This window comes from Xanthomonas sp. NCPPB 1638, from assembly GCF_041475635.2.
GTDB classification, from domain to species: Bacteria; Pseudomonadota; Gammaproteobacteria; order Xanthomonadales; family Xanthomonadaceae; genus Xanthomonas; species Xanthomonas cucurbitae.
Genome location: NZ_CM192984.1, coordinates 1,223,538 through 1,242,888, shown reverse-complemented (window position 1 = coordinate 1,242,888; position 19,351 = coordinate 1,223,538). Strand labels below are relative to the sequence as shown.

General features: G+C 66.5%; 17 protein-coding genes. 7 read left to right on the top strand and 10 right to left on the bottom strand.

Annotation, left to right across the window (positions count from 1 at the left end):
* Window positions 1-231: 231 nt before the first annotated feature.
* The 4 genes from ACCQ13_RS05390 to ACCQ13_RS05375 are packed head-to-tail and all read left to right on the top strand — an operon-like array spanning window position 232 to window position 5,983.
* Window positions 232-1,194: a CobW family GTP-binding protein gene (locus ACCQ13_RS05390; protein WP_159406781.1), complete on the top strand. Its 963-nt coding sequence runs from the start codon at window positions 232-234 to the stop codon at window positions 1,192-1,194.
* A complete protein-coding gene (locus ACCQ13_RS05385) occupies window positions 1,191-2,225 on the top strand; it encodes a WD40 repeat domain-containing protein (RefSeq protein ID WP_159406780.1) in 1,035 nt (344 codons plus the stop codon). The genes ACCQ13_RS05390 and ACCQ13_RS05385 overlap by 4 nt, the downstream gene beginning before the upstream one ends.
* A 58-nt stretch (window positions 2,226-2,283) precedes the next feature.
* A complete protein-coding gene (locus ACCQ13_RS05380) occupies window positions 2,284-4,485 on the top strand; it encodes a TonB-dependent receptor (RefSeq protein ID WP_159406779.1) in 2,202 nt (733 codons plus the stop codon).
* A complete protein-coding gene (locus ACCQ13_RS05375; protein ID WP_159406778.1) occupies window positions 4,472-5,983 on the top strand; it encodes a cytochrome b family protein in 1,512 nt (503 codons plus the stop codon). The genes ACCQ13_RS05380 and ACCQ13_RS05375 overlap by 14 nt, the downstream gene beginning before the upstream one ends.
* Here ACCQ13_RS05375 and ACCQ13_RS05370 read toward each other — a convergent pair.
* Window positions 5,943-6,392: a DUF4440 domain-containing protein gene (locus ACCQ13_RS05370; RefSeq protein WP_104602109.1), complete on the bottom strand. Its 450-nt coding sequence runs from the start codon at window positions 6,390-6,392 to the stop codon at window positions 5,943-5,945. The two genes, ACCQ13_RS05375 and ACCQ13_RS05370, sit on opposite strands and share 41 nt — an antisense overlap.
* Window positions 6,393-6,914: 522 nt before the next feature.
* Here ACCQ13_RS05370 and katG point away from each other — a divergent pair.
* Window positions 6,915-9,161 (top strand): catalase/peroxidase HPI, encoded by a 2,247-nt coding sequence (gene katG / locus ACCQ13_RS05365; RefSeq protein ID WP_104602110.1) that lies wholly within the window; start codon window positions 6,915-6,917, stop codon window positions 9,159-9,161.
* 40 nt (window positions 9,162-9,201) lie between these two features.
* Here the strand turns inward: katG and ACCQ13_RS05360 are convergent, their stop codons facing one another.
* Window positions 9,202-9,894 (bottom strand): hypothetical protein, encoded by a 693-nt coding sequence (locus ACCQ13_RS05360; protein ID WP_159406777.1) that lies wholly within the window; start codon window positions 9,892-9,894, stop codon window positions 9,202-9,204.
* Window positions 9,895-9,911: 17 nt separating this feature from the next.
* A complete protein-coding gene (locus ACCQ13_RS05355; RefSeq protein ID WP_159406776.1) occupies window positions 9,912-10,319 on the bottom strand; it encodes an RNA-binding S4 domain-containing protein in 408 nt (135 codons plus the stop codon).
* A 361-nt stretch (window positions 10,320-10,680) separates the two neighbouring features.
* Here ACCQ13_RS05355 and ACCQ13_RS05350 point away from each other — a divergent pair, with 361 nt between their 5' ends.
* Entirely contained in the window at window positions 10,681-12,156 is a 1,476-nt protein-coding gene (locus ACCQ13_RS05350) for an MATE family efflux transporter (protein WP_159406775.1), read from the top strand.
* Between the two features lie 222 nt (window positions 12,157-12,378).
* Here the strand turns inward: ACCQ13_RS05350 and rplS are convergent, their stop codons facing one another.
* The 7 genes from rplS to ffh form a co-directional block, all read right to left on the bottom strand.
* Window positions 12,379-12,786 (bottom strand): 50S ribosomal protein L19, encoded by a 408-nt coding sequence (rplS, locus tag ACCQ13_RS05345; protein ID WP_005989873.1) that lies wholly within the window; start codon window positions 12,784-12,786, stop codon window positions 12,379-12,381.
* A gap of 144 nt (window positions 12,787-12,930) precedes the next feature.
* Window positions 12,931-13,689, bottom strand: a complete 759-nt coding sequence (trmD, locus tag ACCQ13_RS05340; RefSeq protein WP_159407928.1) for a tRNA (guanosine(37)-N1)-methyltransferase TrmD — start codon at window positions 13,687-13,689, stop codon at window positions 12,931-12,933.
* Window positions 13,690-13,746: 57 nt separating this feature from the next.
* Entirely contained in the window at window positions 13,747-14,259 is a 513-nt protein-coding gene (gene rimM, locus ACCQ13_RS05335) for a ribosome maturation factor RimM (protein WP_159406774.1), read from the bottom strand.
* A 43-nt stretch (window positions 14,260-14,302) separates the two neighbouring features.
* Entirely contained in the window at window positions 14,303-14,560 is a 258-nt protein-coding gene (gene rpsP, locus ACCQ13_RS05330) for a 30S ribosomal protein S16 (protein WP_104602115.1), read from the bottom strand.
* Window positions 14,561-14,670: 110 nt separating this feature from the next.
* The gene (locus ACCQ13_RS05325) at window positions 14,671-15,468 is read right to left on the bottom strand and encodes an aminotransferase class IV family protein (RefSeq protein WP_159406773.1); all 798 of its coding nucleotides are present in this window, start codon (window positions 15,466-15,468) and stop codon (window positions 14,671-14,673) included.
* Window positions 15,459-16,529 carry an NAD(P)H-dependent flavin oxidoreductase gene (locus ACCQ13_RS05320; protein ID WP_267313097.1) on the bottom strand — a complete coding sequence of 357 codons (1,071 nt, stop codon included), beginning with the start codon at window positions 16,527-16,529 and terminating at the stop codon, window positions 15,459-15,461. The genes ACCQ13_RS05325 and ACCQ13_RS05320 overlap by 10 nt, the downstream gene beginning before the upstream one ends.
* Before the next feature lie 289 nt (window positions 16,530-16,818).
* A complete protein-coding gene (gene ffh, locus ACCQ13_RS05315) occupies window positions 16,819-18,195 on the bottom strand; it encodes a signal recognition particle protein (protein WP_104602117.1) in 1,377 nt (458 codons plus the stop codon).
* Window positions 18,196-18,529: 334 nt separating this feature from the next.
* Between ffh and ACCQ13_RS05310 the strand changes: the two genes are divergently transcribed.
* Window positions 18,530-19,321, top strand: coding sequence for a cytochrome C assembly family protein (locus ACCQ13_RS05310; protein ID WP_104602118.1), 792 nt, complete (start codon window positions 18,530-18,532; stop codon window positions 19,319-19,321).
* Window positions 19,322-19,351 lie beyond the last annotated feature (30 nt).

The following is a 19,351-nucleotide window of genomic DNA, read 5'->3' as shown; positions in this document are numbered from 1 at the left end:
CCAAGCGTCTTCCTGCCGACGGCAGGGACGCGGTGAGGTGATGGTGCAACTTCGCATCCGCACGGCAAGACGAAGCAGCGGACAGCTGCTCATCGAAAGATATGTTATATCATTTCATATGCAATTTAATCCCCATGCTCAAGCCGCAGCACGCGTGCCGCACCGGTTGCGCCATGCCGCGCATTGCGCCCCATCCCCTGTCCTGCCTTTCGCGGGCGCGAGGACTCTGTCATGACTGCCGCCCAACTCCCCGTCACCGTGTTGACCGGCTTCCTCGGTGCCGGCAAGACCACCTTGTTGAACCGCATCCTCACCGAGTCGCATGGCTACCGTTACGCGGTCATCGTCAACGAGTTCGGCCAGACCGGGATCGACAACGACCTCGTGGTGGACGCCGACGAAGAAATCTTCGAGATGAACAACAAATGCATCTGCTGCACCGTGCGTGGTGATCTGATCCGTATCCTCGATGGACTGATGAAGCGCCGCGACATCGATGCGATCCTCATCGAAACCACCGGCCTTGCCGATCCTGCGCCGGTGGCACAGACCTTCTTCGTCGATCCGGACGTTGCGGCCAGGACCCGGCTGGATGCCATCGTCACCGTGGTCGATGCGGTGCACCTGCAGACCCACCTGGACGAGGCACACGAAGCGGCCGAGCAGATTGCCTTTGCCGACGTCGTGCTGCTCAACAAGATCGACCTGGTGCCGCCGGCGCAACTCGACGGCCTGCGCTCGCGCATCCGCAGCATCAACCCCTATGCGCACATCCATCACAGCACCCGTGGCGACGTGCCGTTGCAGGCGATCCTGGGGCTGCAGGCCTTCACCCTGGAGCGCGTGCTGGAGATCGAACCGGACTTTCTCGACGCTGACCATGTGCATGCGCATGACCAGTCCATCGGCTCGGTGTCGTTGCAGGTGCAGGCACCGCTGGACCCGGTGCGCTTCGAGCGCTGGTTCGGCCAGTTGCTGGCCACCCATGGCACCGACCTGCTGCGCTGCAAGGGCATCCTGGAGCTGGCCGGGCAATCGCGGCGCTATGTCGTGCAGGGCGTGCACATGCTGACCGACGGCAACTTCCTGGATGCCTGGCCGGAAGGACAACCGCGGGTGTCACGCATGGTCTTCATTGGCCGCCATCTCGAACGCATGCAGTTGCACGACGGCTTCCATGCCTGTGCGGCATGAACGCAGCGCCACCGCCAGGGTTGTCGTTCGAACCGCGTCAAGCGCATTCCGGGCTCACCCTGCATCTGGATGCGGTGCCGGTTGCCGTCGTGGCATGCGCCGCACAGCTGGTCACGGCATGGGGCGATGGCTACCTGCGCTACTTCGCCCGGCAGCAGCCCCCGTCTTGCCTGCAGGTCCACACGGGCGCCATCCTGAGCCTGGCTGCCGATGCCGGTGGCGGCGTGTTGAGCGGTGGCGACGATGGCGTGTTCGCCCATGTGGACGCGCGCCGCATCCAGGTGCTGGCGCGGTTTCCGGGCCGGTGGGTGGAGCATGTGGCAGGCGCTGTCGATGGCAGCCGCGCTTGCGCGGTCGGTCGGCAGGTGCATCTGTGGGAAGCCGATGGCCGCCCGCATGTGCTGGAACATCCATCCAGTGTCGGCGGCATCGCCTTCGACCCGGCGGGTGGGCGGCTGGCAGCCTCGCATTACGGCGGAGTTACCGTGTGGACCCGCGCGGATGGCCACTGGCGCGCCAGCCCGCAGGCCTGCCGCGGCAGCCACCTGGCGGTGACCTGGTCGCCGGACGGTCGCTTCGTGCTCAGCAGCATGCAGGAAGGTGCCGTACACGGCTGGCGCGTAGCCGACCCGATGCAGCTGCATATCGGCGGCTACGCGAGCAAGATCCGGCAATGGGGCTGGGTGGGAGCGGCGCCCTGGCTGGTCAGCGGCGGGGCCAGCGCCGCGATCCTGTGGCCATTCGATACTGACGCCGGCCCCATGCAGCGCGCTGCGTTGCAGTTGTTCGACGATGACGCGCAGACCCTGGTCACCGCCGTCGGCACGCTGGCCGATCCGCCACGCGTCCTGGCCGGCAGGCACGACGGCAGCGTGCTGCTCGGCGACCCGGGCGACCCGCTGCGGTGGTACGCCCTGCCAGCTGCCGGCCGTGCACCGGTCGCGCTGCTTGCCGTCTTGCCCGCACCACACTGGCTGCTGGTCGCCCACGCCGACGGCGATGTGCTGTGGATGCCCTTGCAGCTGCCATGACGCCGTCATTTCCCGCCGCCACAGCGGCCACCTTGCATTCCCTCAAGCCCCGGTTCGCATGACGCCCTTCTCTTTCCGTACCCGCACCCCGCGCCTCGACGCCCGCATGCGCTGGCACCTGCTGACGCTGTTGTCGGCGCTGACGCTGCCGCCAGGCGCAGCAGCGCAGGACACCGGCCGCACGCTGCAAACCCTGGACGAAATCGATGTGCATGGCACCGCATCCGCCACGGACGTGGTGCAACCCACCGCCAGCCGGCTGGCGCTGGCGCCAGCACAGACACCGGCCTCGCTGGACAGCATCGATGCGCAGGCGATGCAGACGCGTGGGCTGCAGAGCGTGGAGTCTGCCGTCACCCGCTTGCCGGGCGTCACCAGCGGCGGCTCGCCCGGCAATCTGGCCAGCCTGTCGATGCGCGGCTTCACCGGCGACCAGATCACCTGGCTGCACAACGGCCTGTACCTGGGCCCATCCAGCATGACCGCCCGCCCCCAGAACAGCTTCAATCTGCAGGCGCTGGAGGTGCTCAAGGGCCCGGCTTCGGTGCTGTATGGGCAAGGCGCGATCGGCGGCGTGGTCAATGTCATCGACAAGCAACCACGCGTTGGCCCGGCCAGCGTCGATCTGCTGGCAGAAGTCTCGCGTTTCGGTGGCCGTGCGCTGGGCATCGGCGGTGGCGGCCAGCTCGGCGACGCTCTGGCCTACCGCGCCGACATCAGCCGTCTATCGTCCGACGGATTCGTGCACGCCGCCGGCTCGCAGGTGTTCAACGGCAGTGCGGCGATGCTCTGGCGGCCCAGCGACGCCCTGAGCCTGCAGCTGGCGATCGACTACGCCAACGATCATCCGAGCACCTATTTCGGAACCCCGCTGCTGCCGGCCGATGCAGCGCGCGCACCACTCCGCGGGGTGCTGCGCAGCGCCGATGGCAGCGTGGTGGATGCCACCCAGCGCAACACCAACTACAACGTCGTCGACGCGCAGATTTCCGCGCGTCACAGCTGGCCGCAGGCGACCTTGGTGTGGTCGCCTAGCACGCACATCACCGTGCGTAGCCTGTGGTTCGCCTTCGATGCCTCGCGGCGCTGGATCAATGCCGAAAGCTACGCCTACGACCCGGTAAGCCGGCAACTGGATCGCGACCGGTTCTTCGTCTTCCATCAACAGCACCTGTGGGGTACGCAGACCAGCGTGCGTTTCGACCAGCCGCTGTGGGGGCTGTCCAACCAGTTGGTGATCGGGCTGGACTACAACCGCCTGCACTTCGTGCGCGAGCGCGGCTTTCCGGACGGCGACAGCGTCGATCCGGCAGTGCCCGGGCCGAGCGGTGTGTTCGGCACGTTGCAACCGCGGCGCAGCCCGACGCAGTGGAGCAACACCGCCGTGTTCCTGGAAGACGCGTTGGACCTGGACCCCCAGCTCAAGCTGGTGCTGGGCGGGCGCTGGGACATGCTGCAGCTGGAACGTCGCAACTTCGACGCCGCCGGCCAGTTCCAGCCGGCCAGCAGTTTCAGCCGCAGCTATCGGCCGAACAACCTGCGGGTCGGCCTGGTGTATGCGCTGAGCCCGTCGGTGACGCCGTATGTGTCCTATACCACCGGCAGCGACCTTCCCGGCTCGAACATCCTGCTGGTCAATGCCGCGGAGGATTTCGGCATGAGCCGCGCGCGCCAGTACGAAGCGGGCATCAAGGCCGCACGCAGCGACCAGCGCGCCAGTGCCACCCTGGCGTTGTACGACATCCGCCGCGAGAACATCCTCACCCTGACTGGCCAGGACATGGTCAGCAATGTCGGGGCGCAAACCGCGCGTGGCATCGAACTGTCGCTATCGGCGCAGCCCACTGCGCAGTGGGCCGTGGAGGCCAATCTGGCCTATACCGACGCGCGCTATCACGACTTCATCGACCCGGCCAGCGGCCTGGATGTTTCGGGCAATCGTCCCGCCAACGTCCCACGCACGGTCTTCAATCTCGGCTCCCACCTGGACGACATCGCCGGCCTGCCGCTGGAACTGGGGCTGGACCTGCATGGCGTGGGCGCACGCGCAGGCAACCTGGCCAACAGCTTGCAGCTGGAGCGCTACCTGCTCACCGGCGTGTATGCCAACTATCGCCTGAACTCCTCGCTCACGCTGGGCGTGCGTGCCGACAACCTGTTCAACACCGCTTACGTGCAGTGGGCCGATGTGTCCTATCCCCGGCAGGTTCTGCTGGGCCAGCCACGTAGCTACGCGCTGACCCTGCGTGCAGCGTTCTAGCCGCTGGCTGTGGGCGCAACTGGCCACGCTGCACCGCTGGTTGGGAACGCTGCTATGCCTGTGCTTCCTGGTGTGGTTCAGCAGCGGCCTGGTGATGTTGTTCGTCCCGTTCCCCAGCCTCACCGATGCGGCGCGCCGGGCGCAGAGCGAACCGCTGGCGTTGGCCGGCGTCCGGGTGGCGCCAGCGGCCGCGCTGCTGCGTAGCGGCGGTGGCAGCGCCCTGCGCCTGCTGTCGGTCGATGGCGTGCCGCGCTATGTGGTCACCCAAGGCGAACGGCTGACCAGCGTCGACGCCGGCAGTGGTGCGGTGCTCGGCCTGCTCAGCCCTGCGCAGGCACGCGCGGTGGCTGAAGGTTTCGGCCGGCGGCCGGTGCGCACGTTGAGCGGGCCGTTGCAGGTCGATCAGTGGACGGTGCACCAGCGCCTGGATCCATGGCGACCGTTCTATCGCGCCGCGCTCGACGACGCCGATGGCACCACGCTGTATGTCTCGGCGCGCACCGGCGAAGTGATGCAACGCACGCGCGCCGCCGAGCGGTACTGGAACTGGCTGGGGTCCATTCCGCATTGGCTGTACTTCAGCGCGCTGCGTCGCGATTTCGCGCTGTGGGATCGTACCGTCTGGTGGCTGGCGTTGAGCGCCCTGGCCGCCGCGCTGGCCGGCACCGCCCTAGGCATCCATCGCAGTCTGCAGGCACGGCGCCGCCCGGTGCCGGACTGGTCGCCCTACCGCAACCTGCTGCGCTGGCATCATGGCCTGGGACTGGTCGCTGCGGCGATCGTCCTGGCGTGGATCTTCAGTGGCTGGCTGTCGATGGACCATGGCCGCCTGTTCTCGCGCGGCCAGCCCTCACCGCAGGCGTTGCAGCGCTACGCGGGAGGCGACCTGGGGACGGCATTGGCCGCCGTCGCACCGGCGACGCTGCAGCGGCTGGACGGATCCAGCGAGATCTGTTTCCAGCTGGTCGGCGGACAGGTGTGGGCAAGCGGGTACGGCCGGGCCGCCGCCAGCACGATCGACCTTCAGGGCGCCGATCGCACACCGCACCGCTTGACCCGCGCCGAACGCGCGGCGGCCATCGCCCGGGCCGCCGCGCGCGCCTGGGCCGTGGCCGACACCACCACCCTCCCGTCCGACGCACTCTACCGGCAAGCCGACGCCGTCGCAGACGATGCGCTGCGCCTGACCCTGAAAAACCCCATCGAAGCGCAGCTGTATCTCGATGCCGTGTCCGGCCAACCCCTGCTGTTGCTGGACAGCAGTCGCCAGGCCTACGCCTGGCTGTATTTCGCCGTGCACACCACCCGCCTGCCGGGAACCGCGCAACGTCCGCGCCTGCATCTGGCCATCCAGCTGACGCTGTTGGGATTGGGATGGTGCCTGAGCCTGAGCGGCCTGCTGCTGGGAATACGCTTTCTGCGCAGGCGCGTCGGGCAGCGCGCGCCTGCGCGCCCGGCTAGACCCCTTCCGAGCACCGCGACGAATGGTGGCCGGTAATCAGCCACTGGCCGTCGATCTCTTCGAAGGTGAACAGAAAGCGCGCATGCACCGGTTCGCTGACACCGTCGCGCTCGAACACGAAGGTGTAGAGACCACCGATCACCACCGTGCCCAACTTGGCGCTCACCCGCTTCTTCTGCACGGTGACACCGCAGCTCAGCCCATCGGCAGCCAGAAACGAGGCGAAGTAGGCCCGGCGATCCGCATCGCGCCCACGGATGTCGTCGGACAAGGTCGGCACCAGGATGGCGTCCGGCGCGTACAGCGCCAGCACCGCCTCGATATCCCGCCGCCCGACCGTCTCGGTCCAGTGCAGCAGCATCTTGTCTGCCGCAGCCAGGCAATAGGCGGCCGTGCGCACGGCGGGAACGGGGCGGTGGTCGGCGAGGATGGCATTGGCGGTCATGGCAGGCTCCTGGAGGAAAAGCGGGGCGGATCAGCCCGCAGATAAAATGTTACTTTATAACAAATCAAGCCTAGATGCCGTAGCCGGCCGCGCCGCCGCGTCCTGTCACGGGCAGCCGGGCCTGGCGCTGTCATCGCGCTGGGTGGCAAGTTGTTCGGCAGGCGTCGAACATTCCGCCCAACTGGCGTCAGCATCGGCGCGCCGTCCATAGCGGCACACTATCGATACGTTTGAATAATTCGAATTCAATAAACGATCAGCGCTATTTATGGTGTAACCCTACTCCTTGCCGCGCCCGCTCGATGCCGCTTCGTTTCCGCCGTGCTCCGCTTGCCACCGTGTATCGGGCACCCCAGCCAGCCGTTAGCATCGGCATGCCCGATGCCACTGCGGACGCGGGAGCCACGCCCCCTGCCGATGACCCTGCCCTGAGCTGCGCATGACCCGCCACAATGATCCGCCAGCACGTGCCGAGAGTTCGGCACGCCGCTCCCCAAGTGCCTACGCACACAGGTAAATGCCATGACAACCGAAGCAAAGTGCCCGTTCAATCACGCCGTCGTCGGTACCGCGACGACCAATCGCGACTGGTGGCCGAACCAGCTGCGCGTGGATCTGCTGAGCCAGCATTCGAACAAGTCCAACCCGCTGGGCGAGACCTTCAACTACGCCGAGGCGTTCAAGCGCATCGACCTGCAGGCGCTCAAGCAGGAGCTGCGCGCGTTGATGACCGACTCGCAGGACTGGTGGCCAGCCGACTTCGGCCACTACGGCCCGCTGTTCGTCCGCATGGCCTGGCATAGCGCCGGCACCTACCGCATCGGCGACGGGCGTGGCGGCGGTGGCCGTGGGCAGCAGCGTTTCGCGCCGCTCAACAGCTGGCCGGACAACGTCAGCCTGGACAAGGCGCGCCGCTTGTTGTGGCCGATCAAGCAGAAGTACGGCCAGGCGATCTCCTGGTCCGACCTGATGATTCTCACCGGCAACGTCGCGCTCGAATCGATGGGCTTCAAGACCTTCGGCTTCGCTGGCGGCCGTGAAGACACCTGGGAGCCGGACCAGGACCTGTACTGGGGCCGGGAAACCAAATGGCTGGGCGGCGACGACCGCTATGCGCGCGGTTCGCCCGGCGTGGACGAAGCGCACGGCGTGCTGGTCAAGGACGACGACAGCGAAGTGCCGCACACCCGCGACCTGGAGAACCCGCTGGCCGCCGTGCAGATGGGCCTGATCTACGTCAACCCGGAAGGTCCGGACGGCAAGCCGGACCCGGTCGCCGCCGCGCACGACATCCGCGACACGTTCGCGCGCATGGCCATGAACGACGAAGAGACCGTGGCGCTGATCGCCGGCGGCCACACCTTCGGCAAGACCCACGGCGCTGGCCCGGCCGATAACGTCGGCGCCGAGCCCGAAGCCGGCGAGCTGGAAAGCCAGGGCCTGGGCTGGCACAACCGCTACGGCAGCGGCAAGGGTGCCGACACCATCACCAGCGGCCTGGAAGTCACCTGGACCACCACGCCCGCGCAGTGGAGCAACGACTTCTTCGACCACCTGTTCACGTTCGAGTGGGAACTGAGCAAGAGCCCGGCCGGCGCACATCAATGGGTGGCCAAGAACGCCGACGCCATCATTCCCGATGCGCACGACGCGGCGAAGAAGCATCGCCCCACCATGCTGACCACCGACCTGGCGCTGCGCTTCGACCCGGCGTATGAAGCCATCTCGCGCCGCTTCCATCAGCATCCGGACCAGTTTGCCGATGCCTTCGCGCGCGCCTGGTTCAAGCTCACCCACCGCGACATGGGTCCGCGTTCGCGCTACCTGGGTCCAGAGGTACCGACCGAGGAACTGCTGTGGCAGGACCCGGTGCCGGCCGTCGATCACGCCCTGGTCGATGCACAGGATGCCGCCGCGCTGAAACAGACCATCCTGGCCTCGGGCCTTACCGTTGCGCAGCTGGTCTCAACCGCCTGGGCCTCGGCGTCCACCTTCCGTGGCTCGGACAAGCGCGGTGGCGCCAACGGTGCACGCCTGCGCCTGGCGCCGCAGAAGGATTGGCAGGTCAACCAGCCCGAGCAGCTGGCCAAGGTGCTGGCCACGCTGGAACGCATCCAGGCCGACTTCAATGCCGCGCAATCGGGTGGAAAGAAGATCTCGCTGGCCGACCTGATCGTGCTGGCCGGTAACGCGGCGGTGGAACACGCCTCACAGGCAGCGGGCCAGCAGGTGACCGTGCCGTTCGCACCCGGCCGCACCGATGCGTCGCAGGAACAGACCGATGTCGAATCGTTCGCGGTGCTGGAACCGGTGGCCGATGGCTTGCGCAACTTCGCCAAGCGCCGCTACGCAGTGCCTGCAGAAGCATTGCTGATCGACAAGGCGCAGTTGCTGACCCTGACCGCACCGGAACTGACCGTGCTGGTCGGCGGCCTGCGCGTGCTGGGGGCCAACGCCGATGGCTCCACGCATGGCGTGTTCACCAGCCGCCCCGGCGTGTTGAGCAACGACTTCTTCGCCAACCTGCTCGACATGCGGACCGAGTGGAAGGCCACCTCCGAGGCGAAGGAGCTGTACGAAGGCCGCGACCGCAGCACCGGCGAACAGCGCTGGACCGGCACCCGGGTGGACCTGGTGTTTGGCTCCAACTCCATCCTGCGCGCGGTGGCCGAGGTCTATGCCAGCAGCGATGCACAGGAAAAGTTCGTGCACGATTTCGTCGCTGCCTGGACCAAGGTGATGCAGCTGGACCGTTTCGATCTGGCGTAAGCGGTTCTACTGATGCTGGCACCCCGCAGGGTGCCAGCATTCAATCACTGCCTGAGATAGCTTGATCCATTTCGAGAATTAGATCCATTAGATCTCCCGGCCAGAGATCGTGGTGCAGCAATTTCTTTCCATTATCAGCCGGCGAATACATGACACCCCTCCATTTCACTGGCAAAGCGTCTGGCCTCTTGAAGTAAACCGCTCCACCATGAGCCATCGCATTTCGGACAACTACTGCAAATCGCCAGACCTCCGGCCAACTCTTTTGCTCCCCGTACTTACTCTGTATAAGCGCGCGGTTACGCTCAAAGTAATTCGTCCCAAGTGCTTGACCATAGCAGTAAAGCATAGCTGCAACTGAGCCGAGAGGAAGTTCCCCTGGGGGAGATTCATCAGCCACATATGGCTGCCTTTCCAATCGCAACTCATACGGCACAAAATTACTTCCGAGATCAGAAATCGCAGAATTAGGCTTCCATATCCAGCGTGTGGAAGAAAGACGACTTCCAATAGATATCGCATCGTCAGCACGATAAGCACTTGAGCTTCCCGACCGCGCCGCCTCCAAACACATAGCAACACCAAGCAGGCTTATCAGGTAAGCCATGAAATCAGAAAAGAATCTTTTGTCGTTTGTTACTACGGATTTTATTTCCGGCGAAGACTCAGCAACGCCGCCGGCAGCATGAAATCCAATGCTTAGCCTTACTATTGAGTTCGTCGTAGACTCCATTGTATCTCCTACGTTGCCTACAGTGCGTCGATATCGCCCAAGGCATTGATCAAGCGGCGTGCACGCTTGTCCGGCTTACCTTCCGGTGCCCGGTAACCGGTACGCTCGGCGGCGCGCTGTAGCCGCCATTGCGCGCGCGCCTCACGCGACGGCACGCCCTCCATGTACAAGGCCTGCGCCACCGGCGCCGGGCCGCGCACCTCGCTGAGCGCCGCCACCGTGATCTGGAAGATTTCGCCGCCACGGTCGATGCGCAGCTGCTCGCCGCAGCGCAGGCCACGCGAGGGCTTGGGCCGCTGGCCACCCACGTCCACCTTGCCGGTGTCCACCGCATGCTTGGCCAAGCTGCGCGTCTTGAAGAAGCGCGCGGCCCACAACCACACATCCAGTCTGACCGTCGTGCCCTGTTCCAACTCCGGATTCATGCGTCTTGCTGTCTTGATCTGCCTGGTAACCGATGTTTGGGCAGCCACCGGGAACTCAAGCTGGGCAGCCAGGGCTGCAATGCTGGTTGAATGCCAGGTCGATGGTGGGCACGGCCCCCCATCCGCCCTACGGGCACCTTCCCCCGCAGGCGGGGGAAGGGAGTGGTTGTCCACTTGCAGGAGCGCGCCAGCCCCAGCCCTTCTCCCGCCTGCGGGAGAAGGTGGCGCGCAGCGCCGGATGAGGGGACGCGTCCCTGCTCTACAGCGCATGCGAGCGCGAAAGCGCAACGCCGATGGCACCGCATCGGATCTCACACGGCAATGCTAGTGTGCGCAGCTCCTGCTGCAACGATACCCAGCGATGCCCACTTCCGCCGTCCTGACCGAAGGCCCGATCGGCAAGAGGCTGTTGCTGTTCGCGATGCCCATCCTGGCAGGCAACATCGCCCAATCGCTCAATGGCTCGATCAATGCGATCTGGGTCGGCCGTTACCTCGGCGAAGCAGCGCTCACCGCCGCAGCCAACGCCAACAGCATCCTGTTCTTCCTGGTCGGCTCGGTGTTCGGCATCGGCATGGCCTCCACCATCCTGATCGGCCAGGCCATGGGCGCGCGCGACATCGCCCAGGCGCGCAAGGTCATGGGCACCAGCGCCAGCTTCTTCGGTGGGCTCTCGGTCGTGATCGCCCTCCTTGGCTGGTATCTGTCGCCGCAGCTGCTCGCCGCGATGGGCACGCCAGCCGCCTCGCAGGCGCTGGCCGAAGACTATCTGCGGGTGATCTTCCTGGCGATGCCCACGCTGTATCTGTTCGCGTTCCTGTCGGCGGCCCTGCGCGGCACCGGCGATGCACGCACACCGTTTCGCTTCCTGTTGCTGTCGGTGGTACTGGATATCATCTTCAACCCGTTGCTGCTGTTCGGCATCGGTCCATTTCCGGCGCTGGGTATCGCCGGTGCGGCCTGGGCCACGCTGATCGCGCAGGTGGCCGCGCTGGCCGGGCTGCTGGTGTCTCTGCGCCGGAAGCGCCACATCCTGTGGCTGGGACGGCGCGACCTGCACCTGTTCCGCATCGACACCGCGATTCTGCGCGCGCTCATCGTCAAGGGCGTGCCGATGGGATTGCAGATGGTACTGATCTCGCTGGCGATGATCGCCATGCTGACGCTGGTCAACGGCTTCGGCACCGACACCGCCGCAGCCTACGGCGCGGCCTTGCAGCTGTGGACCTATGTCCAGATGCCGGCGATGGCGCTGGGCGCGGCCTGCTCGACAATGGCCGCGCAGAACGTAGGCGCCGGCCTGTGGGCGCGCGTGGATGCCACCGCGCGCACCGGTATCGCCGCCAATTTCCTGATGACCGGCCTGCTGATCGCGCCGCTGATCCTGTTCGACCGCTGGACCCTGGCGCTGTTCCTGCCCGGCGACAGTCCCGCATTGGAGATAGCGCGCCATCTCAACCACATCTCCATCTGGTCGTTCCTGCTGTTCGGCGTGACCTTCGTGATTTCCGGCGTCGTCCGCGCCACCGGCGCGGTGATCCCGCCACTGCTGATCCTGGCCTTCGCGCTCTGGGGCGTGCGTATCCCGTTGGCGAACCTGCTACTGCCGGAGCTGGGCGCCGATGCGGTGTGGTGGAGCTTCCCGATCAGTTCCGCCTGTTCGATGTTGCTGTCGCTGGCGTATTACCGTTGGGGCGGTTGGCGCAGGGTGCGCATGCTGGCAACGCCACCGGCCCCGGAAGAAGTGGCCGTGCCAGCCGAAGTCTCCACGCACCCGGCCAATCTGGTGGCCGATCCAGCCCCGGTGCCCCCTGCACCCCGGCAACCAACGCGCTGACCTGCGAAGACGCGCCGCGTGGCGGATGCCGCCACCCAGCGCATCCACCGGCGTCACTGGGCCGTCGGATCAACAGCAGACCACCGAGCGGGCTGGCGCAACATCGCTCAGGCAGTCAGTGACCGGCCACCGTCGGCGCAACGCATCTTCCGCAAACGCAAACAGCCGCCCGGAGGCGGCCGTCTGGCAGCGGCAGGTCGAAGGACCTGCCAGCGGTGTGGCTTACTCGGCCTTGGCAGCTGCCTGGCGAGCGGCCTTGGCCTGTGCAGCAGCGGCCAGATCTTCCTTGATGCGGGCAGCCTTGCCTTCCAGCCCACGCAGGTAGTACAGCTTGCCGGCGCGGACCTTGCCGCGGCGCTTGACTTCGACCGAGTCAATGATGGCGCTATGGGTCTGGAACACGCGCTCGACGCCGAAGCCGTGCGAGATCTTGCGCACGGTGAAAGCGGAGTTCAGGCCGGCATTCTTGGTGCCGATCACCACGCCCTCATAGGCCTGCACGCGCTCGCGGTTGCCTTCCTTCACCTTGACGTTCACCACGACGGTGTCGCCCTGGTTGAATTCCGGCAGCTTGCGCTGGATCTGGGCGGCTTCGAAGTCAGCCAGGATGGTCTTGTTGAGTTTGCTCATGGTGGGCACCGCGTGTCTGGTGATATTGGACCGGCAGTCGCCGCACGGCGATTGCTCGAGGTTCGTAGGAGGGCCAGACGCAAGGCTGGCCAGCAAGCCGCATATTGTACCCCAATCAAATCTTCAAGGGCTAGGGGTGCGCCCTTATTTCTCGTCGCCTGGGTCGAGTTCGCGGCGAAACGCTTCCAGCAACCGGCGATCGTGCTTGTCCAACCCGGCCTCGTCCAGCAGGTCCGGGCGACGCAGCCAGGTCCGGCCCAGCGACTGCTGCCGACGCCAGCGCGCAATGGCGCCGTGATTGCCCGACCGCAGCACCTCCGGCACATCGCCCCATGCGTGGGTGGAGGGATGGCTGTAGTGCGGGCAGTCCAGCAGGCCTTGCGGCCCTTCGAAACTGTCCTGCGCGGCCGATTCGGCGTCGTTCAACACACCGTCCTGCAACCGCGTCACCACATCCACCAGGACCGCCGCACCGAGCTCGCCACCGGACAGCACGTAGTCGCCGATGGAGATTTCCCTATCCACCGCCTGGTCGAGGAAGCGCTCGTCCACGCCCTCGTAGCGGCCGCACAACAGCACCATGCGCGGCAACTGCGCCAGCTCGCGGGCGAGCGACTGGGTGAGCGGCCGCCCTTGCGGGCTGAGGTAGATCACCGGTGCCGGCCGTGGGTCGGCGGCCTGCGCCGCTTCCAGGCAGGCCCGCAACGGCTCGATCAGCATCACCATGCCCGGGCCGCCACCGAACGGACGATCGTCCACCCGGCGGTAGTTGCCCTGTGCATGATCGCGCGGATTCCAGCCCTGCAATTCCAGCAATCCACGCTCCTGCGCCCGCCCGACCACGCCGAACGCCGCGCATTGCGCGATGAACTCCGGGAACAGGCTGATGACGTCGATGCGCACTGGCAGGGATTCGGGAATCGGGAATGGGTAAGGCAAGAGCGAAGCGGATGGCTTCGATCAGAAATCCGGGTCCCAGTCGACCACGATCAGGTTGGCCTCGAAATCCACCGACTTGACGAAGTCCGGCAACACGAACGGAATCATCCGCTCACGATCACCGCGCACCACCACTACGTCGTTGGAGCCGGTGGAAAACAGGTGCGACACCGTACCGAGCTCGATGCCCTCGACGGTCTGCACCTGCAAGCCTTCCAGGTCCACCCAGTAATACTCATCGGGCTTGGGCGGCGGCAACGCACTGCGGGGAACAAAGATCTCGGTCCCGTGCATGGCTTCGACGGTGTCGCGGTCGGTGATATCGGGGAACACCGCAATCAGGTTCTTGCCCTGATCGCGCCCACGTACTCCACTGAGCACCGATTCCTGGCCGGAGGGCGAGCGCACGATCCACGGCTGGTACCGGAAGATCGCCGTGCGCGGTTCGGTCCAGGATTCGAGCTTGAGCTCGCCCTTGACACCAAAAGCGCCGACTATCCTGCCTAACAGGATGCGGCGCTCGGTCGGCTTCATCTGTGTCGACTCTGGGCCAGGCAGTCATGCCCGGCCCTCAGGATCAGGCCGCAGCGGCCTGGGACTTGGCTTCGCGATACAGGTTGCGCACCTTGTCGGTCAGCTGCGCACCGTTGCCGACCCAATGGTCGACGCGCGCGGTGTCCAGCACGATGCGCGGTTCGGCGCCCTGTGCCACCGGGTTGTAGTAACCCAGACGCTCGATGTTGCGGCCGTCGCGCGCGCTGCGCACGTCGGTCACGATGATGTGGTAGAACGGACGCTTCTTGGCGCCGCCGCGGGTCAGTCGAATCTTGACCATGGTGTCGTTTTCCTCAAGTTGCCCAGTCGCCAGTGTGGCGCGGTAAGCCGGCGATTATAGCCGGCCGCGCCAGCGAAGCCAAGCCACCCCACGCAACTGGGCCAGATCGCTCAGATCGCTTGCCAGGCATGGGTTTGCAGGGCCCGCTCCAGCAGCGGCAACTGCGCGGCATGCGGCACCCATCGTGCCGGCCCCAGCGCGACAATGGCTTGCTGCCCGCGCGCATTGCAGGCGAATGCGCCATCGAAGCGGCCCAGCTCGGCCAGCTGCACCGGCCGGCTCACCTGGGCGATGCCCAAGGTTTTCAGGCCGGACTGCAGCAATTGTTGTCGCGTGCCCAGCAACGCCGGACCCTGCGGCCACACCACCCCGCCGCGCTCCCACAGCCCAAGATTCCAGAACGCCCCCTCCAGCAGCCTGCCCTGCCGATCCTGCAGCACCACATCGTCGTGGTCCGCCTGCATGGCCAGGCGGCGCAGGTGCAGCAACGGAAACGTGCCGACATGCTTGAGTTCCGGCCGTTCGCGGACGTAATCGGTCACCTGCACGCGCAGACCGGTCTCGGGCATGTCGGCCGGCGGCGACAGGGCGACCAGCACCTCCAGCGCAACCTCGCGCAAGGGGTTGCGGAAATCGTAATCGGGCGCGAACACGGTGACGCGCAGGCTGGCATCGGCCATGGCCGATGCTGCCAGCGCGGCCCGCAGTTGCGCCCGCAGCTGCTGCGGGGCCAGCTCCTGGCCGAACAGCGCGCGACTGCCCTCCTGCAGGCGCTGCAAATGCAGATCCAGCCCCAGCGTGGCGCCGTTGCGCACCTGCAGCGTGGTGAAGTGGCCGTAGTTGACCAGCGCTGCGGCGCCAAGTTGCTGCGCGCTGGCCGGCACGCCGTTGCAGAAGATCAGCGACATAACAGTGCCTGCGCCTGCTCCCACCACTGCGTGACCAGTTCGCCAGCCGGTTGCGCGGGCGCCATCCAGGCCGACTGCCCGGCCCAGGCCTGCATTGCGTCCAGGCGATTGTCGCGGGTGGCGGCCTGACGCATCGGTGCAGTCAGCGCGCGCTGCACCGGGTACGGTGCCGGCGGCGGTGCATCCGCAGCGATGGCGGCCTGCACGTAAGGCGTTGCCAGCGCGCGGCCGAGTCGTCCGGAAAATGCGCGGGTGGGCTGGGTCTGCTCAGGTTCGGACGCGGCCAGCGCGTCGGCCCAGGCGCCGGGCAGTGCCGCCTCGGGCGTGCGCAGCAGGCCGGTGCCGATCTGCACGGCGCTGGCCCCCAGCAGCAGCGCCGCCGCAATCCCGCGTGCGTCGGCGATCCCGCCTGCGGCGATCACCGGGATGTCCAGCTGATCGACCAGGCGCGGCACCAGCGCAAACAAGCCGGTCATCTGCCGCTCGGCCTGGCCGGCATCGAACGCACCGCGATGGCCGCCGGCCTCCGCGCCCTGCGCAACCACCGCATCGGCGCCAGCGCCCTGTGCCACACGCGCCTCCTGCAGGGTCGTGGCGCAGGCAAACCAGGCGATGCCAGCCGCCTTCAACCGCGCCACCTGATCGGGACGAAACACCCCCATGATCGAAGACGCCACCGCTGGGCGCGCAGCGAGCAAGGCATCGAACTGCGCATCGAAGTCGGCTGGCACCGCCTCGCCAGCCGACTCGGGAACGGGCGGCCCCCATTGCGCAAGAAACGCGCGCACCCGCGCTTCTGCGTCCGCATCGCGCGCGGGCACCGGATCGGGAATCCAGAGATTGATCTGTGCAGGGCCCTTGCTTGCCGCACGGAAGGCGGCCATCCACGTCGAGATGTCCTGTGGCTGCGACAACACCGCGCCCATCGCGCCCATGCCACCGGCAGTGGCAACTGCCGCCGACAGCGGCACCGGGCAGGCGCCGGCCATGGGGCTGAGCAGGATGGGCAGGCGTAGCCCGAAGCGCTGCTGGAAGGCATCCGCGTTCGAAGATCTGCTCATCAACACCATCGACAGCCATGGGATGGCGCATGGTACCTGCGATGTTCGATGGCGATGCAGACGCGTGTGGCCAACGGGTGTTGCCAGACGCGCCGTAGCGCAGAGGTCGGCGCGTCGGGAGCGACAGCGATGGCCGCCCCTACATTTCCGAGAACGGCGTACACCTCACGCACCTCTCGACTAAGACGGCCGCCGGTCCGGGCGTCGCAATCAAGCGCGTCGGCAGGGGGATGCATGCAGGCCAAGCACGCCTGCGACATTGCGCACCGCGCGCAGGGGTGAGGCGATCTCAGCGGAACGGCATGCCGCCGCGGCCACCCATGGCGCCCATCATGCCCTTCATGTTTCGCATCAGGCCCTTCATGCCGCCGCCGGCGAGCTTGCCCATCATTTTTTCCATCTGCTGGTACTGCTTCATCAGCTTGTTGACGTCGGCCGGCTGCATGCCGGAACCGCGGGCGATGCGGGCGCGGCGCGAGCCGTTGAGCAACGCCGGGTTGCGGCGCTCCTTCTTGGTCATCGAATTGATGATGGCGATCATGCGCGGCACTTCCTTGCCGGTGACCTGCTGCTTGACGTTGTCCGGGATCTGGCCCATGCCCGGCAGCTTGTCCATCAGCCCATGGATGCCGCCCATGTTCTGCATCTGCTCGAGCTGCTCTTTCATGTCGTTGAGGTCGAACTTCTTGCCCTTGGCGACCTTGGCGGCGAGCTTGGCGGCCTTTTCCTGATCGACGCTGTGTTCGACCTGCTCCACCAGCGACAGCACGTCGCCCATGTCCAGGATACGGCTGGCGACGCGGTCCGGGTGGAACACGTCCAGGCCGTCGGTCTTCTCGCCGGTACCGACGAACTTGATCGGCTTGCCGGTGATGTAGCGCACGCTCAGCGCGGCACCGCCGCGAGCATCGCCGTCGGTCTTGGTCAGCACCACGCCGGTGAGCGGCAGCGCCTCACCGAAGGCCTTGGCGGTATTGGCCGCGTCCTGGCCGGTCATCGCATCGACCACGAACAGGGTTTCGGTGGGGTTGACCGCAGCGTGCAGCGCCTTGATCTCCTCCATCATCGCCGCATCGATCGCCAGTCGGCCGGCGGTATCGACCAGCAGCACGTCGACGAAGGACTTGCGCGCATCGCTGATGGCCGCGCGCACGATGTCGACCGGCTTTTGCGAGGCGTCGGAGGCGAAGAACAGCACACCGACCTGGTCGGCCAGGGTCTTGAGCTGCTCGATCGCGGCCGGGCGGTAGACGTCGGCCGAGACCACCATGACCTTTTTCTTGCGCTTTTCCTTCAGGTGCTTGGCGAGCTTGCCCACCGTGGTGGTCTTGCCCGCGCCCTGCAGGCCGGCCATCAGCACGATGGCCGGTGCCGGCACATTGAGATTGAGGTCGGCAGCGGCCGCGCCCATCACCGCCGTCAGCTCGTCGCGCACCACCTTGATGAGCGCCTGGCCGGGTGTCAGCGACTTGAGCACTTCCTGGCCAACTGCGCGCACCTTGATGCGCTCGATCAGCGCCTGCACCACCGGCAGCGCGACGTCGGCTTCGAGCAGCGCGATACGCACTTCGCGGGTCGCTTCGCGGATGTTCTCCTCGGTCAGGCGGCCGCGGCCGCGCAGGCGCTCCATGGTGCCGGAGAGACGTTGGGTAAGGGACTCGAACATGCGCAAGGGACCGCGAAGGGGAAACGGGCAGCGATTATAGCGGCACCGGCCAACACCCCGCCCCAAGCGACCGGCTGCGCGCCAAGCGACACCGACCCGCCGGAGGAGCCCCCCCCCTGCCAGCCCCCGCGCCCCGCGGCCGCCAGCTTTTCCCGATTCCCGATTCCCGATTCCCGATTCCCGATTCCCGATTCCCGATTCCCGATTCCCGATTCCCGATTCCCGATTCCCGATTCCCGATTCCCGATTCCCGATTCCCGATTCCCGATTCCCGATTCCCGATTCCCGATTCCCGATTCCCGATTCCCAGCCCCCAGTATGCGAAACTTCCACGATGACAATCGTTCTCATCGCGTTCGCCCTGTACCTGCTGGCCGCGGCCCTGCTCACCCGTGCTGTGCTGCGTGATGGCAACCAGGCGCCCGCGCGCTGGCTGGCGCCGGCGCTGGCGGCAGTGGCGCTGCATGCCGGCTACCACGCGTTGGTGGCCTTGCGCACCGCCGGCGGACCGGACATGCACTTCTTCGCGGCGCTGTCGCTGACCGGGCTGGGCATGGCCGGGCTGACTGCGGTGTTCGGCGGGCGCGGCAGGACTGCGGCGGTGGGCGTGGTGGTGTTCCCGCTGTCGGCGATCCTGCTGGCCTGTTATCACGCCTACGGCCACGAGCCCAGCGCGGACCTGGGCTGGCGGCTGGAGCTGCACGCCTGGATGGCCTTGCTGGCCTATGCCACGTTGGGCATCGCCGCGCTGCTGGCGATCATGTTGTGGCTGCAGGAGCGTGCGCTGCGGCGGCGCGACTTCCACACCTGGCTGCGTGCGCTGCCACCGCTGACCGAGCTGGAGACGCTGCTGTTCCGCACGATCACGGTCGGCTTCGTGCTGCTGAGCCTGACCCTGCTGACCGGCCTGCTGTTCGTGCAGGACTTCCTGGCGCAGCGCCTGCTGCACAAGACCGTGCTCAGCATCCTGTCGTGGGTCGTCTTCGGCGCACTGCTGATCGGCCGCTGGCGTAACGGCTGGCGCGGCACCAAGGCGGTGCACTGGACGCTGACCGCAATGGCGCTGCTGGTGCTGTCGTTCTTCGGCAGCAAGTTCGTGATCGAGCTGGTGCTGGGCCCGCGCTGATTGCGATGACGTCGGGTGACCGGCCGTCAC

Coding starts and splice junctions, on each gene's coding strand:
- ACCQ13_RS05310 (WP_104602118.1), top strand. CDS start 18,530: ATGACAATCGTTCTCATCGCGTTCGCCCTGTACCTGCTGGCCGCGGCC.
- ACCQ13_RS05350 (WP_159406775.1), top strand. CDS start 10,681: ATGCCCACTTCCGCCGTCCTGACCGAAGGCCCGATCGGCAAGAGGCTG.
- katG (WP_104602110.1), top strand. CDS start 6,915: ATGACAACCGAAGCAAAGTGCCCGTTCAATCACGCCGTCGTCGGTACC.
- ACCQ13_RS05355 (WP_159406776.1), bottom strand. CDS start 10,319: ATGAATCCGGAGTTGGAACAGGGCACGACGGTCAGACTGGATGTGTGG.
- ACCQ13_RS05370 (WP_104602109.1), bottom strand. CDS start 6,392: ATGACCGCCAATGCCATCCTCGCCGACCACCGCCCCGTTCCCGCCGTG.
- rplS (WP_005989873.1), bottom strand. CDS start 12,786: ATGAGCAAACTCAACAAGACCATCCTGGCTGACTTCGAAGCCGCCCAG.
- ACCQ13_RS05380 (WP_159406779.1), top strand. CDS start 2,284: ATGACGCCCTTCTCTTTCCGTACCCGCACCCCGCGCCTCGACGCCCGC.
- ffh (WP_104602117.1), bottom strand. CDS start 18,195: ATGTTCGAGTCCCTTACCCAACGTCTCTCCGGCACCATGGAGCGCCTG.
- rimM (WP_159406774.1), bottom strand. CDS start 14,259: ATGAAGCCGACCGAGCGCCGCATCCTGTTAGGCAGGATAGTCGGCGCT.
- rpsP (WP_104602115.1), bottom strand. CDS start 14,560: ATGGTCAAGATTCGACTGACCCGCGGCGGCGCCAAGAAGCGTCCGTTC.
- ACCQ13_RS05390 (WP_159406781.1), top strand. CDS start 232: ATGACTGCCGCCCAACTCCCCGTCACCGTGTTGACCGGCTTCCTCGGT.
- ACCQ13_RS05320 (WP_267313097.1), bottom strand. CDS start 16,529: ATGAGCAGATCTTCGAACGCGGATGCCTTCCAGCAGCGCTTCGGGCTA.
- ACCQ13_RS05385 (WP_159406780.1), top strand. CDS start 1,191: ATGAACGCAGCGCCACCGCCAGGGTTGTCGTTCGAACCGCGTCAAGCG.
- ACCQ13_RS05360 (WP_159406777.1), bottom strand. CDS start 9,894: ATGGAGTCTACGACGAACTCAATAGTAAGGCTAAGCATTGGATTTCAT.
- ACCQ13_RS05325 (WP_159406773.1), bottom strand. CDS start 15,468: ATGTCGCTGATCTTCTGCAACGGCGTGCCGGCCAGCGCGCAGCAACTT.